At 73.4% G+C, this 14,390-nt stretch carries 15 protein-coding genes; 6 read left to right on the top strand and 9 right to left on the bottom strand.

The annotated features are described in order from the left end of the window. Positions 1-166: 166 nt before the first annotated feature. From ACFXGA_RS36020 to ACFXGA_RS36005, 4 genes are read right to left on the bottom strand one after another with little or no spacing between them, the layout of a single operon-like run. Positions 167-1,126, bottom strand: a complete 960-nt coding sequence (locus ACFXGA_RS36020; protein ID WP_378096182.1) for an SPFH domain-containing protein — start codon at positions 1,124-1,126, stop codon at positions 167-169. Next, complete coding sequence (locus ACFXGA_RS36015; protein WP_378096180.1) at positions 1,105-1,560, bottom strand: NfeD family protein; 456 nt, start codon at positions 1,558-1,560, stop codon at positions 1,105-1,107. The genes ACFXGA_RS36020 and ACFXGA_RS36015 overlap by 22 nt, the downstream gene beginning before the upstream one ends. A 13-nt stretch (positions 1,561-1,573) precedes the next feature. Further along, the gene (locus ACFXGA_RS36010) at positions 1,574-2,221 is read right to left on the bottom strand and encodes a response regulator (protein ID WP_378096177.1); all 648 of its coding nucleotides are present in this window, start codon (positions 2,219-2,221) and stop codon (positions 1,574-1,576) included. A gap of 11 nt (positions 2,222-2,232) precedes the next feature. Continuing rightward, the gene (locus tag ACFXGA_RS36005; protein ID WP_378096174.1) at positions 2,233-3,189 is read right to left on the bottom strand and encodes a HAMP domain-containing sensor histidine kinase; all 957 of its coding nucleotides are present in this window, start codon (positions 3,187-3,189) and stop codon (positions 2,233-2,235) included. Between the two features lie 299 nt (positions 3,190-3,488). Here ACFXGA_RS36005 and ACFXGA_RS36000 point away from each other — a divergent pair, with 299 nt between their 5' ends. Together ACFXGA_RS36000 and ACFXGA_RS35995 are read left to right on the top strand one after the other, a co-directional pair. Continuing rightward, positions 3,489-3,947, top strand: a complete 459-nt coding sequence (locus ACFXGA_RS36000; RefSeq protein WP_378096169.1) for a CBS domain-containing protein — start codon at positions 3,489-3,491, stop codon at positions 3,945-3,947. Positions 3,948-4,128: 181 nt separating this feature from the next. Continuing rightward, on the top strand, positions 4,129-5,415 hold the full coding sequence (locus tag ACFXGA_RS35995) for an SLC13 family permease (protein ID WP_378096166.1): 1,287 nt from the start codon (positions 4,129-4,131) through the stop codon (positions 5,413-5,415). A gap of 44 nt (positions 5,416-5,459) precedes the next feature. Here the strand turns inward: ACFXGA_RS35995 and ACFXGA_RS35990 are convergent, their stop codons facing one another. The 3 genes from ACFXGA_RS35990 to ACFXGA_RS35980 form a co-directional block, all read right to left on the bottom strand. Next, positions 5,460-6,344 carry a universal stress protein gene (locus ACFXGA_RS35990; RefSeq protein WP_378096163.1) on the bottom strand — a complete coding sequence of 295 codons (885 nt, stop codon included), beginning with the start codon at positions 6,342-6,344 and terminating at the stop codon, positions 5,460-5,462. Between the two features lie 32 nt (positions 6,345-6,376). After that, positions 6,377-6,667, bottom strand: coding sequence for a DUF3040 domain-containing protein (locus tag ACFXGA_RS35985; RefSeq protein ID WP_378096160.1), 291 nt, complete (start codon positions 6,665-6,667; stop codon positions 6,377-6,379). Between the two features lie 245 nt (positions 6,668-6,912). Beyond that, positions 6,913-7,401: a TraR/DksA family transcriptional regulator gene (locus ACFXGA_RS35980; RefSeq protein WP_378096157.1), complete on the bottom strand. Its 489-nt coding sequence runs from the start codon at positions 7,399-7,401 to the stop codon at positions 6,913-6,915. 214 nt (positions 7,402-7,615) lie between these two features. On the opposite strand from ACFXGA_RS35980, the gene ACFXGA_RS35975 reads away from it, so the two are divergent. After that, on the top strand, positions 7,616-9,055 hold the full coding sequence (locus tag ACFXGA_RS35975; RefSeq protein WP_378096154.1) for a chondroitinase-B domain-containing protein: 1,440 nt from the start codon (positions 7,616-7,618) through the stop codon (positions 9,053-9,055). 99 nt (positions 9,056-9,154) lie between these two features. On the opposite strand, the gene ACFXGA_RS35970 is transcribed toward ACFXGA_RS35975, so the two are convergent. After that, a complete protein-coding gene (locus tag ACFXGA_RS35970; protein WP_378096151.1) occupies positions 9,155-10,924 on the bottom strand; it encodes a protein kinase in 1,770 nt (589 codons plus the stop codon). Between the two features lie 124 nt (positions 10,925-11,048). After that, entirely contained in the window at positions 11,049-11,804 is a 756-nt protein-coding gene (locus ACFXGA_RS35965) for an FHA domain-containing protein (RefSeq protein WP_378096147.1), read from the bottom strand. A 138-nt stretch (positions 11,805-11,942) separates the two neighbouring features. On the opposite strand from ACFXGA_RS35965, the gene ACFXGA_RS35960 reads away from it, so the two are divergent. The 3 genes from ACFXGA_RS35960 to ACFXGA_RS35950 form a co-directional block, all read left to right on the top strand. Continuing rightward, entirely contained in the window at positions 11,943-13,115 is a 1,173-nt protein-coding gene (locus ACFXGA_RS35960; protein ID WP_378096143.1) for a polysaccharide lyase family 7 protein, read from the top strand. A gap of 76 nt (positions 13,116-13,191) precedes the next feature. Further along, positions 13,192-13,488 (top strand): hypothetical protein, encoded by a 297-nt coding sequence (locus tag ACFXGA_RS35955; protein WP_378096140.1) that lies wholly within the window; start codon positions 13,192-13,194, stop codon positions 13,486-13,488. A gap of 7 nt (positions 13,489-13,495) precedes the next feature. Next, a partial coding sequence (locus ACFXGA_RS35950) for a WXG100 family type VII secretion target (RefSeq protein WP_378096137.1) occupies positions 13,496-14,390 on the top strand: 895 nt, incomplete at its 3' end.

Genomic DNA, 14,390 nt, shown 5'->3' with positions numbered 1-14,390 from the left:
ACTTGACCGTGCACGCGTCACACCAGGTGAGAGGGGCGCTGCCGATGAGCGGGCGAGGGGGGGGGGGCGAGCGCGCCCCCCGCGGGGTCGGAGGGAGGTGACCCGCCCCGCCGCGGGGGGGGGGGGCCCGGCCCCGGGCCGCCCCGGCCCGCCGCGGGCGCCGGGGTCACGACACCGGCCGGTCGCCGTTGGTGGCGGCCGGCGGCCGGACGGGGGTGGCCTCGGCGTCCCGGGCGGCGGGCGAGGTGGGCAGGTGCTCGCCGAACGCGCGGGACACGCTGCTCAGCGCGGTGGTGACCTCGCTGGGGATGACGAAGAACGTGTTGCCCGGCCCCTCGGCCAGCTTGGGCAGCGTCTGGAGGTACTGGTAGGCCAGCAGCTTGGGGTCCGCGTCGTTGCGGTGGACCGCCTGGAAGACCTGCTCGACGGCCCGTGCCTGGCCCTCCGCCTTGAGGATCTCGGCGGCGCGGTCGCCCTCCGCGCGCAGGACGGCGGCCTGCTTGTCGCCCTCCGCCGTGAGGATCTTGGCCTGGCGCTCGCCCTGGGCGGCGAGGATGGCGGCGCGCTTGGCCCGTTCGGCGCGCATCTGCTTCTCCATCGCGTCCTTGATCGTGGCGGGCGGGTCGATGGCCTTGATCTCGACCCGGTTGACCCGCAGGCCCCACTTGCCGGTGGCGTCGTCGAGCACGCCGCGCAGTTGGCTGTTGATGGTGTCGCGGGAGGTGAGGGTCTTCTCCAGGTCCATGGACCCGACGACGTTGCGCAGGGTCGTGACGGTGAGCTGCTCGACCGCCTGGAGGTGGCCCGCGATCTCGTAGAACGCCGCCCGCGGGTCGGTGACCTGGAAGTAGAGCACCGTGTCGATCTCGACCACCAGGTTGTCCTCGGTGATCACCGGCTGCGGCGGGAACGAGACGACCTGCTCGCGGAGGTCGATCGTCGGGCGGACGCGGTCGATGTAGGGGATGACGAAGTTGAGGCCCGGCCGCAGGGTGCGGTGGTAGCGGCCGAGCCGTTCGACGTTGCGGGCGCGGGCCTGCGGCACGATGCGCACCGCCCGCACCACGGTGAACACCGCGAGCAGCGCGACGACCAGGGCGGCGATCAACGGGGCTGAGAGTTCCACGGTCCCTCCCGGGGGTAGACGAGTGCGGTGCTGCCCTGGATGTCCATGACGTCGACGACCGTGCCGGCGGGGATCACGAGGGTGTCGTCGTAGGACCGCGCGGTCCACTCCTCGCCGCCGATGCGGACCCGGCCGTCGAGCCCGGTCACCTCGCGGGTGGTGCGGCCGGGCGCGCCGATGAGCGCGTCCACGCCGAACCGCGCGGGCTGGGGCCGCCGGAGGTGCCGCAGGGCCGCGGGCCGGACGAGCACGACACCGGCGGCGGACACGGCGGTGAACACCAGGAGTTGCAGGGGCAGGTCCAGCCCGAGCGCCGCGGCGCCCGCGGTGACCGCGGCGGCGGAGCCGAGGATGCCGAGGGCGGCGGTCAGGCTGAAGATCTCCGCGACCGCCAGCACGACCGCGATGATCAGCCAGATGAGCCAGTCGTCCACGAGCGACCTCCGTTCACGGTTCGATCAGACCGGCGCGGATCGCGTAGCGGGTGAGTTCCAGCCGGTCCTTCAGCCCGAGCTTCTGCAGCAGGTTGGCGCGGTGCCGCTCGACGGTCTTGACGCTGATCACGAGCAGGCCGGCGATGTCCCTGGACGAGTGGCCCTCGGCGACGAGCTTGAGGATCTCCTCCTCGCGGTCGGTGATGGCCTTGTCGGGCAGGTCGTCGCCGTCGCGGACGCGGTCGAGGTAGTTGCGGACGAGCGCGGTGACCGCGCCGGGGTAGAGGAACGGCTCGCCCCGCATGCTGGCGCGGCACGCCTCGACCAGGTCGCGGTCGGCCACCGACTTGAGCACGTAGCCGGAGGCCCCCGCCTTGAGCGCTTCGAAGAAGTACTGCTCGTTGTCGTACATGGTCAGGATGAGGATGCGCAGCTCCGGCTGGAGCCGCGACAGCTCCCGCGCGGCCTGCAACCCGGTCAGCCGCGGCATGGCGATGTCCAGGATGGCCAGGTCGGGGCGCTCGGCGCGGGCCTTCTCGATGGCCTCCGCGCCCTCGCCCGCCTCGGCGACCACGGTCAGGTCCGGCTCGCCGTCCAGGATCAGCCGGACTCCCCGGCGGACCAGCGCGTGGTCGTCGGCGAGCAGGACTCGGGTCTTCACGTGGGCCATGGTCAGGTGCTCCGGGTAGGGGTGGTCGGTACGCGCAGCCGCACCTCGGTGCCGCCCTCGGTGCGGGAGCCGACGGTGAGGTCCGCGCCGATGAGCAGCGCGCGTTCGCGCATGCCGCGGATGCCGGAACCCTCGGGCGCGCCGCCGATCCCGCGCCCGTCGTCGCGGATGCGCAGCTCCACCCCGGCGGGGTCGTGGGTGAGGGCGAGGTCGAGGTGGCTCGCGCCGGCGTGCCGCGCGACGTTGGTGATGGCCTCCTGGGCGACCCGGTAGACGACCAGCTCGGCCTCGTTGCCCAGGTCCGGGAAGTTGCCGTCGAACCGCTGCCGCACCGACAGCCCGCTGTGGTCGGCGATCTCCGCCGTCAACGCCTTCAGCGCGCTGATCAGCCCGAGTTCCTCCAGCACGCCGGGGCGCAACCGGCGGGCGATGCGGCGGATCTCGTCCAGGCTGCCCCGGGTCGTCTCCTGCACCTGGTGCAGTTCGTCCCGGACGGTGGGCGGCGCGTGGTCGGCCACCCGCTTCAGCTCCAGCAGGACGGCGGTGAGGGTCTGGCCGACCTCGTCGTGCAGCTCGCGGGCGATGCGGCTGCGCTCGGCCTCCTGCGCGGACAGGGCACGGGCGGTGCTGTCGCCGCGCTCGGCCTCCAACCGGTCGAGCATGGCGTTGAACGTCCTGATGAGACCGGAGATCTCGCCGTGCCCGGTGGGGGCGGGGCGCGGGCCGGGGCGCAGCAGGTCGGTCGTGGTCATGGCGCGGGTGAGCCGCTCCAGCGGGGCCAGGCCCAGCCGCAGCAGCACGGCGTTGGCCACGAGCATCACCACCAAACCCCCTGACAGGATCACCGCTTCGGTGAACAGGACCGGAGTGGACACCGTGACCGGCCCCAGCAGCAACGCCGCCGCGGCCACCACCAGCACCGCGGCGTTGAGCAGGAAGATCCGCCAGAACAGGGACACGGGTAGGGCCTCCTTCGGTTCCAGGCTGCCGGGAGTTCCGCGACCTGTCCATCCGGGCTGACACCCACTCGCGCGTACATGTCGTCACCGCCCGCGGATGGGTGTTGGCACCGATTGTCCCTCCTCCCGGCGCTGCGCAGACTGGTGCGGACGGTTCGCCACGCCGGGAGGAAGAGGTGACAGCGGTGCTCGGATCCCGACCCCGGACGCTCGTCCCACCGCCGGCGACCCCGGTCACCGGTGGTGCGACCGCAACGTCGCAGGCACACACCCACCGCCACGCCGAACAGGTTGATTTCATGCACGCAAGCGATATCGCGGTGAACGTGCCGACGGTCACCGTCCACGACCCGGTCGCGCAGGCCGTCCGCGTCATGGCCGTGAGCCGCCTGCCCGGCCTCATCGTCGTGGACGAGCGGTCGCGGCCCCACCTGGTGCTGCCCGGCACCCAGGTGTTGCGCCTGGCGGTGCCGAGCGCCTACCAGGAGGACCCGGCCCTCGCCCGCACGGTCGACGAGGCGCACGCGGACCACTTCTGGCAGGAGCTGGGCGACCTGACCGTCGGCGACTGCGCGCCGCGCCGGCCGGTGAAGCCCGTGACCGTGCGCGCCGACGCGACCCTGCTGGAGGTCGCCGCGCTCATGGCGCGCCAGCACAGCCCGCTCGTGGCGGTGGTGGACGAGGACGACGTGCTCCTCGGCGCCGTCACGCTGGAGCGCCTGATCACCAGCCTGGCGGTGTTCGGCAACGTCGACTGACGGCTGACGCCGCCCGAGCAGTTCCCGTTCCCGCACCCCCGCTCGTGGGTGCGTTGCGCCATGTCTTGAGGAGAGTGCCTTCAGTGTGCCCGAGTGCCGCGACCATACGATCAGCCGGCCGCGAACCCGTCCGGTGCTCGGGCCACGCCGACGACCGGACCGGACCTCCGGGTCGTGACCGATGAGCGCGGTCCTCGCCCTGGCGATCTTCCTGGTGGCGTTCTTCTTCATCGCCACCGAGAAGGCGGACAAGCTCAAGGTGGTGCTGATCGCGTCGGGCGCGATGGCCGTCACCGGCCTGATCCCCGGCGCCGAGGTGTTCTTCTCCGAGCACGCGGGCATCGACTGGAACGTCATCTTCCTGCTGTTCGGCATGATGGTCATCGTCGGGATCGTCAAGCAGACCGGCGTCTTCGAGTACCTGGCCATCTGGGCGGCCAAGAAGGCGAAGGGCAAGCCGTACCGGCTCATGGTGATGCTCATGGCGATCACCGCCGTGGCGTCGCCGTTCCTCGACAACGTCACCACGATCATGCTCGTCGCGCCGGTGACGATCGTGGTGTGCAACCGGCTGCGCATCGCGCCCCAGCCGTACCTGATCGCCGAGGTGCTCGCGTCCAACATCGGCGGCGCGGCGACGCTCATCGGCGACCCGCCCAACATCATCATCGGCAGTCGCGCCGGGCTGACGTTCACCGACTTCCTGGTGCACATGGCCCCGATCGTGGTCGTCATCTTCGCGGTGTTCGTGCTGCTGACGCGGGTGCTGTTCCGCAAGTCGTTCCAGTACAACCCGGACCACGTCGCCGCGGTGATGGCGCTCAACGAGCGGCGCGCCATCACCGACGCCAGGATGCTGCGCCGGTGCATGGTCGTGTTCACCGTGGTGGTCGCCGGGTTCAGCCTGCACTCGGTGCTCCACCTCGACCCGGCCATCGTCGCGCTGGTGGGCGCGGGGTTGATGATGCTGGCCACCGGCGCGGAGGCCGGTGACGTGCTGCGCGAGATCGAGTGGCACACCCTGGCGTTCTTCATGGGCCTGTTCGTGATGGTCGGCGGTCTGGTGCACACCGGTGTCATCGAGACGATCGGCAGCTGGGCCGTGCAAGGGGTGGGGGACAACTACTTCCTCGCGGCCACCGCGTTGTTGTTCGGCTCCAGCGTGCTGGGCGCGTTCTTCGACAACATCCCGTACGCGGCCACCATGAGCCCCGTGGTGGAGGGCATCGTGGCCGAGGTGCCCGACCCGGCGACCGGTCAGGCGCTGTGGTGGTCGTTCGCCCTGGGCGCGGACTTCAGCGGCAACGGCACCGCGGTGGCGGCCAGCGCCAACGTGGTCGCCATCGGCATCGCCGCGCGCACCGGCCACCGCATCACGTTCTGGCAGTTCACCAAGTACGGCATCATCGTGACCGTGCTGAGCACCGTGATGGCCTGGGTCTACGTCTGGCTGAGGTACTTCACGTGACGCGTGCGGGGTGGCCGACCCGGTCGGCCACCCCGCCGCGGCCCTCACCGCTCGGGCGCGCGGACGACCGCCACCGGGCAGGGCGCGTGGTGCAGCAGGTGGCGGCTGGTGGACCCGAGCAGCAGGCCGCGGAACCCGCCCCGGCCGCGGCTGCCGACGACGACCAGGCGGGCGTCTTCCGCGAACCGCAGCAGCGCGTGCGCCGGGCGTTCCCGGACGACGTGCGCGGTGACCCGCACCTCCGGGTGCTCCCGCCGCCACGCGGCGAGCTGCCCCGTCAGCGACTCCTCGGCCTCCCGCGCCACCGGCTCGACGTCGAAGGCCACCGCCGTGGCCGCGAACGCGGTCTCCAGCACCGGGTCCGCCCACGCGCGGACCACCACCAGCTCGTCGCCGCGGTCCGCGGCTGCGGCGAACGCGAACCCCAGCGCCGCCTCGCTCAGCTCCGTGCCGTCCACGCCCACCACCACCGGCCCGTCGGCGGGCGGGTCGTCGTCACGGCCCCGGACGACGACGACCGGGCACGACGCGCGGCCCGCCAGCTCGACCGACGTGGACCCGACCAGCAGGCCCGTGAACCCGCCCAGGCCCCGGTTGCCCAGCACGAGCACCGAGGCGTCCTCGGCCTCCGCGAGGAGCAGGGGCACCGAGGGCCCGAACTCGAGGACGGCGTCCACATCGGACGCCAGAGGTCCGACGGCGTCGAGGGCCGCGGCCAACGACCGCCGCCCGTCCTCCGCCAGCGCCTCGCGCAGCGCGTTCGGGTCGACCAGTCCGGGCCGGTAGCCGGTCGGCACCTCGCAGGCCCGCACCAGGCGCAGGCCGACACCCCGGCGGCTCGCCTCGCCCGCGGCCCAGCGCGCCGCGCGCAGCCCGCTCCCCGACCCGTCGACGCCGACCACGACGGGCCGGGCCTTGACGTCGCTCATCCTGAACTCCTCGCGGTGGGTGGTGCGGTGCGTCACTCGCCCGGCTTCCGCTTCGCGGGGGCGTCGGGCAGGTCGCGGACCGCCCACACCAGCACCGCGATGACGGCGTAGGGGAGTGCTCCGGTCGGTGATCCGACCAGCAGCATGACGACGGCCATGCTCGCCGCGGCGACGATGGCCACCGAGGTGATCCGGGGGCGCTTCGCGGGCCGGGGCGGCGGGACGGCGTCGAGCGCCCGGAAGGACTGCTCGAAGTCCGGGTCGTCGGCTCTCAGCCGGCGCTCGATCTCGAGCAGGGCGGCCTGTTCGCGCTCGCTGAGCACGACTCACCTCCTGGGTACGGCCGGGGCCGGTGCCCCCGGCTCGACGGCGCGGTGCGGGCCATGCCCGCCTGGTCCGCCGGTTCGTCCGGCGGGTGGTCACGGGTCGCCGGGTCTGCCGCAGGGTCCACCGGTGGCGGCGGCACGCCCGGTTCGGCGTGGTGCCCGCCGGGTGGCACGCCGAACCGGCGGGTGGCGGGGTTGCTCAGGGTGACCGGCGGCGGGCGCGGTCGGGCCCGGCGGGGCGGTCAGCGGGCGGTGGCGGTTCGCCGGGTGCCGTGGTGCCGACGCCCGGTCGTGCCGTCGCGGCCGCGTCGTGGGCCCCGGCCGCGCGGCGTCCGGGACGCGGTCGGCTCGTGCCGGGGCACCGCGCCCGGGTCCGGTCCGCCGCCCGGAGCCAGCCGCTGCCGGCAGCCCAGGCACCACCGCGAGGTCGGGATGGTCCGCAGCAGCTCCAGCGGGATGTCCGACCGGCAACCCCGGCACCGCCCGTAGTCGCCGACCTCGATGAGCGCGAGCGCGATGTCGAGGTCGGCCAGCGCGTGCCGGGCCGCCTCGGCCACCGCGAGCGCCACCTCGTGCCGCGCCGCGTCGGTGACCTCCGCCGCGGCCAGGGGTTCGAGTTCGGCCAGCTGCTCCAGCCGGAACCGGCGCTGCCGCTCCAGCCGGGCGCGCAGGTCGGGGAGGTGGTCGGCCAGACCACCTCGCCGGGCGGCGACGCGCTCGACACCGACCATGACCCACCTCCGCGCTGCGACTCCGTTGTTCACCTCCCAGCATGGGCGCAACCGGGCCGCGCGGCCTGTAGGAAGCGGACAAACGGAGGGGCCTGTTTTGTCGTCCACCTACAGGTGGGGGAGCGCCTTACGCCCAACCGCCCGGGACGGGTCCCACGGCCGGTGCGGCACGCTGGGACCCGTGTCCTGTCTCCGGTCGAGAGCGAGGAACCCGATGCGCCGGACCTGTCGTGCGCTCCTGGTGGCGTTGGTCGCGTGGGGCGTCTCCGGCGCGGGCCAACCGCTCGTCTCGTCGGCGTCCACCGGTGCGGACCGCACCGTGCGCGTCGCCGACTCGGACCAGCTGCGGACCGCCCTCGCCGACGCCCGCGCCGGTGACCGGATCGTGGTCGCCGACGGCCACTACGCGCTCGGCGCGGTGACGGGCCGCCACGGGACCGCGGCCAGGCCGATCACGGTCGTGGCGGCCCATCGCGGCCGGGCGGTGGTCGACGCCGGGCAGTTGGTGGTCACCGACTCCTCGCACCTCACCTTCGACGGTCTGCAGTGGACCGGCTCCGCCGGCCTGGTGATCACCGGGTCGCACCACGTGCGGTTGACCCGCAACCACTTCCGGCTCACCGAGCAGTCGTCGTTGCACTGGGTGTTGGTCAACGGCGAGGACAGCCACCACAACCGGATCGACCACAACCTGTTCGAGCACAAGCGCCAACTGGGCAACTTCATCGCCGTCGAGGGGTCGGAGACGCAGCAGTCGCGGCACGACCGCATCGACCACAACCACTTCCGCGACGTCGGCCCCCGCGCGGACAACGAGATGGAGGCCATCCGGGTCGGCCGGAGCACGATCTCCCGGTCCAGCGGGTTCACCGTCGTGGAGGCCAACCTGTTCGAGGACTGCGACGGCGACCCGGAGATCGTGTCCGTCAAGAGCAACGACAACACCGTGCGCTACAACACCTTCCGGTCCTCGCAGGGCACGCTGTCGCACCGCCACGGCAACCGGGGCTCCCTGCACGGCAACTTCTTCCTCGGCGAGGGCAAGGCGGGCACCGGCGGCATCCGGCTCTACGGCGAGGACCACAAGGTCTACAACAACCACTTCGAGGGCCTGACCGGGACCCGCTACGACGCCGCGCTCCAGGTCGACGGCGGCGACGTGGACGGCACGGGCGCGTTGAACGCGCACTGGCGCGTCTACCGGGCGGTCGTCGTGCACAACACGTTCGTGAACAACACGTCCAACATCGAGGTGGGCGCGAACTACACGTTCCCGCCGGTGGACTCGGTCATCGCCGACAACGTGGTGACGGGGTCGAACGGCAAGCTGTTCAACGAGCTGAAGGTTCCGGTGAACCTGACCTACGCGGGGAACGTCGCGTGGCCGACCGGGACCGCGACCGTCGGCGTCACCCAGCCGACCGAGGCCGTCCGCGTGGCCGACCCGCTGCTGGGCCGCCGGGGACCGGTGCACCGGATCGGCGCGGGCAGCCCGGCGATCGACACCGGCACCGGCCGCTACCCGTTCGTCACCGACGACGTGGACGGACAGCCGCGCGCCGGCCTCCCCGACGTCGGCGCGGACGAGCGCTCCACCGCCACGGTCCTCCGGCGACCGCTCCGACCCGCCGACGTGGGCCCGAACTCCCGGTAACGCGGCCATTCGGTAGCGCGCGGCTTCCCGGTAACGCGGCCACTCGGCGCGACCTCCGGGAAGCGCGGCCACCCGGTGGGCAGTTCCGGGCCCGTGCGGTCAGGCGGGGAGCTTCCGGGCGGCCACCGCCGCCAGGCCCTTGGTGGCGTCGCAGTACTCGATGCCCGGCCGGTCGCCGGCCACGGTCAGCACCACCACGTGGATCTCCGTGCTCTGCGCGAGGTCCGCCGGCCGGTACGGCAGGCTGACCGTGCACCCCGTGCTCAACTCCTTGTCCAGGTGCACGTACGCCCGACGCCCGCCCAGCTCGGTCAGCTCGCCCCCGATCACCTCCTGCGCCGGGTGCTGGTCGTACCGCAGGTTGACGGTCCGCCCGCCGAACGTGCTGAACCACTTGCACGCCCAGTTGCCGAACACGTTCACGGGCGCGTCCCCGTTGACCCCGGCCAGCGTGGCGAGCGACTCGTCGTCCAGCAGCGCGCAGGCGTCCACGTGGGCCAGCGACCCGGCGGGGAACGGGCTGGGCCGGCGCGGGATCGGGCCGCGGCGCAGCACCTCCAGCACGCTGCCCGCCGCGACGTCGGCCACCGCGCAGAGGTCCACCGGGGGGTTCGAGAGCTTCGCCGCCACGCGGACGGCGTACACGTCGTCCACCACCACCGTGCGGCCGCACTCGTTGCCGGACCGCTCCGACGGGACGATCTCCAGCGGTCGGCCCTGCACGGCGCGGGACGTCCGGGTGATCAGCTGGACCTCGACGTCGAGCTTCCGCACCGCGCCGACGTCGACCAGGACGTCGCAGCGGTTGAAGTTGCCGATCGTGGTGGACACCGAGGTCGGGCCGAACCGGCGCAGCGCGGCCTCGTCGGTCAACGCGCACGGGTCGGCGGTGCGCTCCTCGCCGACGAGACCGCCCGGCGAGGGGGCGTGCGCCTGCGTCGCGGGCGCCTGGCGCTGCCAGGTGAACACCACCGCGCCGAGCGCCACGACGAACGCGACCCCCGCGGCGACCCGGAACCAGCGCCGGCGGTGGGCCGGCACGCGGGCGGGGCGGCGGGCCGGCGGCGGTGGCGGTTCCCACTCGCCGACGACCTCCTTGAGCCGCGACCGCACCTGGTCCGCGGTCGGCCTCCGGTCGGGCCTCGGCCGCAGCATCTCCTCGAGCACCGGGCCGAGGGGACCCGCCTGGCGCATCGGCAGCACCTCGCCGCGCCGGGCGCGTTCCAGCACCTCGTGCGGTTCGCCGTGGCCGAACGGCGGCGTGCCCTCGACCGCGGCGAACAGCGTCGCGCCGAGCGAGAAGACGTCCGAGGCGCGGCTCGCCGGACGCCCGCCCGCGACCTCCGGCGACGTGTACGCGGGGGTGCCGGAGATCCGGCCGTCGTCGGTCCGGGTCACCTCGCGCCAGATCGAGATGCCGAAGTCGGTCAGCTTCGCCAGGTCGTCGTCGCCGAGCAGGACGTTGCCCGGCTTCACGTCGCGGTGCACGATGTTCTTCGCGTGCACGGCGGCCAGGGCCCCCGCGATCTGCACGCCGATCCGCGCCACCCGCTCCGGCGGCAGCGGCCCCCGCGTCGCCAGCACCTTGTCCAGGCTCTCCGCCGGCAGGTACTCCATGACGAGCCAGCAGTCGTCGGCGTCGACCGTGTCGAAGACCGAGACGGCGTTCGGGTGCTGCACCTGCGCGGCGGTCTCGGCCTCGCGGCGGAACCGCGTCCGGTCGGTGTGGTCCGCCGCCGCGTGGGGTCGCTTCAACGCGACGCGCCGTTTCAGCTTCCGGTCGAACGCGGCCCAGACGACGCCCCCGGAACCGGAACCGCGGGCGTCCTCCAACTCGTACCGCCCGCCGACCACATCCCCCGTGCGCACGGTCCGTAGTGTAGGGACTACTTTTGCCGGCCGTCACGGTTTCCCGGCCATCCCGACCGATCCTCACATCGCGGTACGCGAATTGCGGGAATTCACTAGTCGCCCAATCGTGGAATACATTGAGTCAGCCGAGTGAATCGAGCAGGGCGAGGTCCGGCGGCACGAGCGTGGTCGACAGGACGAGTTCGCGCAGCAGGTTGTCGTTGAGCGTGTTGCCGACGGGCTCGCCGACCTCCTCGCGCAGCAGCCCGTGCACCCCCGCCGCGGACAGCCGGGCCCGGACGTCGGCGACCATGTGCTCGACCCGCTTGACGCCCCAACCCGCGTCCGGCTGGAGTTCGTTCAGGATCTCGGCGGCGTGCTGCCGCGACACCGGCTGCGGGTTGGCCTCGTGCAGCAGGTAGCGCTGCCCGAGCACGACGAGCACCAGGTGCTCCTCCGGCGTGAGCCGCCACCGCTTCGGCGGCCGCGTCACGCTGTCGTGGCTGGTCACCGGGTGCCCGCCGTCCTCGCCGGCCACGTACAGCTCCAGCAGGTGCTCGCGGTCGTGCGAGCCGCGGATGAACAGCGGCGTGTAGCCCTCCTCCAGCGGCACCGGCTCCTCGTCGCGGAACAGCCAGCGGGTCTTGGGCAGGCGGATCGGCAGCCGCCCGGTGTTGGTGACCCACCACCGGCCGGCGCGCCGCGTGAGCAGGCCGTGCCGGCGGCTCACCCGCGGGTCGGTCTCGCCGACGCACACGTCCACCTCGGGCCGGTTGCGGCCGAACCGCACGCTCCGGCCCTCGACGGGATCGACGCTGATCCGGCCGCTCAACGCGAGCGCGACGACCGCTCCGGGCGCGGCCCGCGGCACGTCGCGCGCCAGGCTCTGGGTGTTCATGCCGTCCCTCCTCGGGTTACCGCGCAGTGTCGTCGGAGCGCTTCGGGACCCCTCCCGAAGAGGGTAGGGAACAGCCGCGCATTACGGGGGACCGGTCCCGACGCGTTCTGTTTCATTCGCCCCATGACCACTCGGAGAATGCGTTTCGGAAAGACCGCGACGAGCGGTGCCGCGGCGGCGATCCTGGCGGCGCTGCTCGTCGTGCCCGCGGCCCGGGCGGAGGTCGTGGAGGGGTACCCGGTGGCCGCGGTGACCGCGAGCGACGACGACGGGAACGTGCCCGCGAACACGCTCGACAACGACCTGGGCACGCGGTGGTCCGCGCAGGGCGACGGCCAGTGGATCGCGTACGACCTCGGGACCGCGCGGCCGGTGACCGCGCTCGCGATCGCCTGGCGCTACGGCGACGAGCGCACCGCCTACTTCGACGTCGAGACCTCCCCGGACGGCACGACGTGGGCTCCGGCGGCGACCGGCCTGCGCAGCCGTCCCACCCTTGCCCAGGAGCGCTACGACATCCCGGACGTCACGACCCGGCACGTGCGGATCGTCGGCCACGGCAACTCCTCGGGCAACGGGTGGAACTCCGTCACGGAGGTGGACGTCCTGGGCGCCGACGACCCGGGCGGCGACTGCGCGCTGCCGTCCGACGTGCTCGACCTGACGAACTGGAAGATCACCCTCCCGGTCGACAACCCGGACCAGTCGGGCCGCCAGCCGCTCGAGGTGAAGCAGCCGCGCCTCGACGGCTACGCGCTCGACCCGTGGTTCGTGCCGACGCCGGACTGCGCGGGCGTGCGGTTCCGCAGCCCCGTCAACGGCGTCACCACGCAGAACAGCAGCTACCCCCGCTCGGAGCTGCGCGAGATGACCGACGGCGGCAGCGCGTCGGCCGCGTGGTCGTCCACCTCCGGCACCCACACGATGGTCATCGACCAGGCGATCAACCACCTGCCCGAGGACAAGCCGGACGTCGTCGCCGGCCAGATCCACGACTCCGACGACGACGTGGCGGTGTTCCGGCTGGAGGGCACCAGGCTCTACGTCACCAAGGGCGACACCACCCACCACAAGCTCGTGACCGACGACTACGTCCTCGGCACGCGCTTCCAGGCGAAGTTCGTGGTGAGCGGCGGGCAGGTCAAGGCGTACTACAACGGCGTGCTCCAGACCACGATCAGCCGGTCGTTCAGCGGCGCCTACTTCAAGGCGGGCGTCTACACGCAGGCGAACTGCGACCGGTCCAGCCCGTGCGACAGCGGCAACTACGGCGAGGTGACCGTCTACGGCGTCACCGTGACGCACTCCTGACCGCGTGCCGGCGGCTCCGGGGCCCGGGGCCGCCGGGTCGGGAGGGGTCCCCGCGCACTCCCGCCACCCTGCGTGCATGGGCGAATTCGAAGTGAGGGTCGAAGCCCTCCACGGGGTGGTGGACCGGCACGGCAAGGTGCGCGACGACCTGTCCTCGACCAACCGGGACAGCCGGTTGCTGGCGCGGATCCAGCCCCCGATGCCGGATCCGGCGACCACCGCCTTCGTCACCGCGGCGTGCCAGGCGGGCCAGGGGCACCTCGACTCGGTCACCGCGATCGAGCGGGAGCTGCAGGCGCGCGTCGAGGAGCTGAGGGCGTCGGTGGAGCAGTACGCGAAGACCGATCAGGACTACCAGGACGGCTGGCGGTGACGTGCTGATGGAGCTCAGCGGGTACGAGATCTACCAGATGGTGTCCCGGGGCGCGGGTCCCGAGGGGCTGACCGAGGCGGCGGACGTGTCGCGGGACGCGCGCACGCGCATCCAGGCCCTGGGTGACGAACTGCGCGGCCTCACCGGGCAGCTGCAGGGGCTGTGGCAGGGCCGGGCGTCGGACCGCGCCGCGCAGGCGGTGCAGCCGATCGAGCAGTCCCTCCAGCGCGCGCAGGAGACGCTGGACCGGGCCGACGCCGCGCTGCGGACCCAGGCGCAGAGCTACGGCCGGCTCCGGCAGCAGGTGCAGCCGATGGCGACCCCGTACCCGCCGGAGCTGACGCTCTTCGACGAGATCACGCCGTGGGACACGGACAACGAGCTGGCGCGCAAGGCGTGGTTCGAGGCGGACGCGCACAACCGCCGCGTCTACGCCGAGTACGTCGGGTTGACGGGCCAGAACCAGGCGATGCTGCCGCAGGCGCCCGGCGCGTCGGGGGGTGCGCCGGGCGCGGACACCGCCGTCGGGTCCTCGGGCGGGGCCGGTGTCCGATCCGGGACGCCCGCGCCGCCGCAGGTGGGGGACGGGGGCGGGGGCACCTCGCCGTCGTCGGCGGGCGGACCGGCGGCCGGCGGCGGGTCGTCGCCCGGGTCGGCGGGCGGGGACAAGCCGTCGGCGGGCGGGGGCGGCAAGACCTCGGCGAGCGAGGTCGGTGGCGGGGACGGCGGCGGTTCGCCGCGGCCCCCGGGCGTGGCGGGACCCACCGCGCCGCGGCAGCCGGGCGAGAGGACTGGCGTGGCCCACGCGGGCGCGGGGGGGCCGGGCGGTGTGGCGCCGCCCCCCCCGCCGCCCGCCGGCGGGGCCGCGCGGCGCGCGGGGTGGGTGGCGGGAGGGGGCCCCC

The sequence above is a fragment of the Actinosynnema sp. NPDC059335 genome (assembly GCF_042752395.1).
Lineage (GTDB): Bacteria > Actinomycetota > Actinomycetes > Mycobacteriales > Pseudonocardiaceae > Actinosynnema.
The sequence above is the reverse complement of the archived record's forward strand: the minus strand, read 5'-3'. Positions and strand labels throughout refer to the sequence as shown.

What these genes read in the sequence shown, in the direction of transcription:
- ACFXGA_RS35980 (WP_378096157.1), bottom strand. Translation starts at nt 7,401, where the DNA reads ATGGTCGGTGTCGAGCGCGTCGCCGCCCGGCGAGGTGGTCTGGCCGAC.
- ACFXGA_RS35995 (WP_378096166.1), top strand. Translation starts at nt 4,129, where the DNA reads ATGAGCGCGGTCCTCGCCCTGGCGATCTTCCTGGTGGCGTTCTTCTTC.
- ACFXGA_RS35965 (WP_378096147.1), bottom strand. Translation starts at nt 11,804, where the DNA reads ATGAACACCCAGAGCCTGGCGCGCGACGTGCCGCGGGCCGCGCCCGGA.
- ACFXGA_RS35975 (WP_378096154.1), top strand. Translation starts at nt 7,616, where the DNA reads ATGCGCCGGACCTGTCGTGCGCTCCTGGTGGCGTTGGTCGCGTGGGGC.
- ACFXGA_RS35960 (WP_378096143.1), top strand. Translation starts at nt 11,943, where the DNA reads ATGCGTTTCGGAAAGACCGCGACGAGCGGTGCCGCGGCGGCGATCCTG.
- ACFXGA_RS35990 (WP_378096163.1), bottom strand. Translation starts at nt 6,344, where the DNA reads ATGAGCGACGTCAAGGCCCGGCCCGTCGTGGTCGGCGTCGACGGGTCG.
- ACFXGA_RS35955 (WP_378096140.1), top strand. Translation starts at nt 13,192, where the DNA reads ATGGGCGAATTCGAAGTGAGGGTCGAAGCCCTCCACGGGGTGGTGGAC.
- ACFXGA_RS36000 (WP_378096169.1), top strand. Translation starts at nt 3,489, where the DNA reads ATGCACGCAAGCGATATCGCGGTGAACGTGCCGACGGTCACCGTCCAC.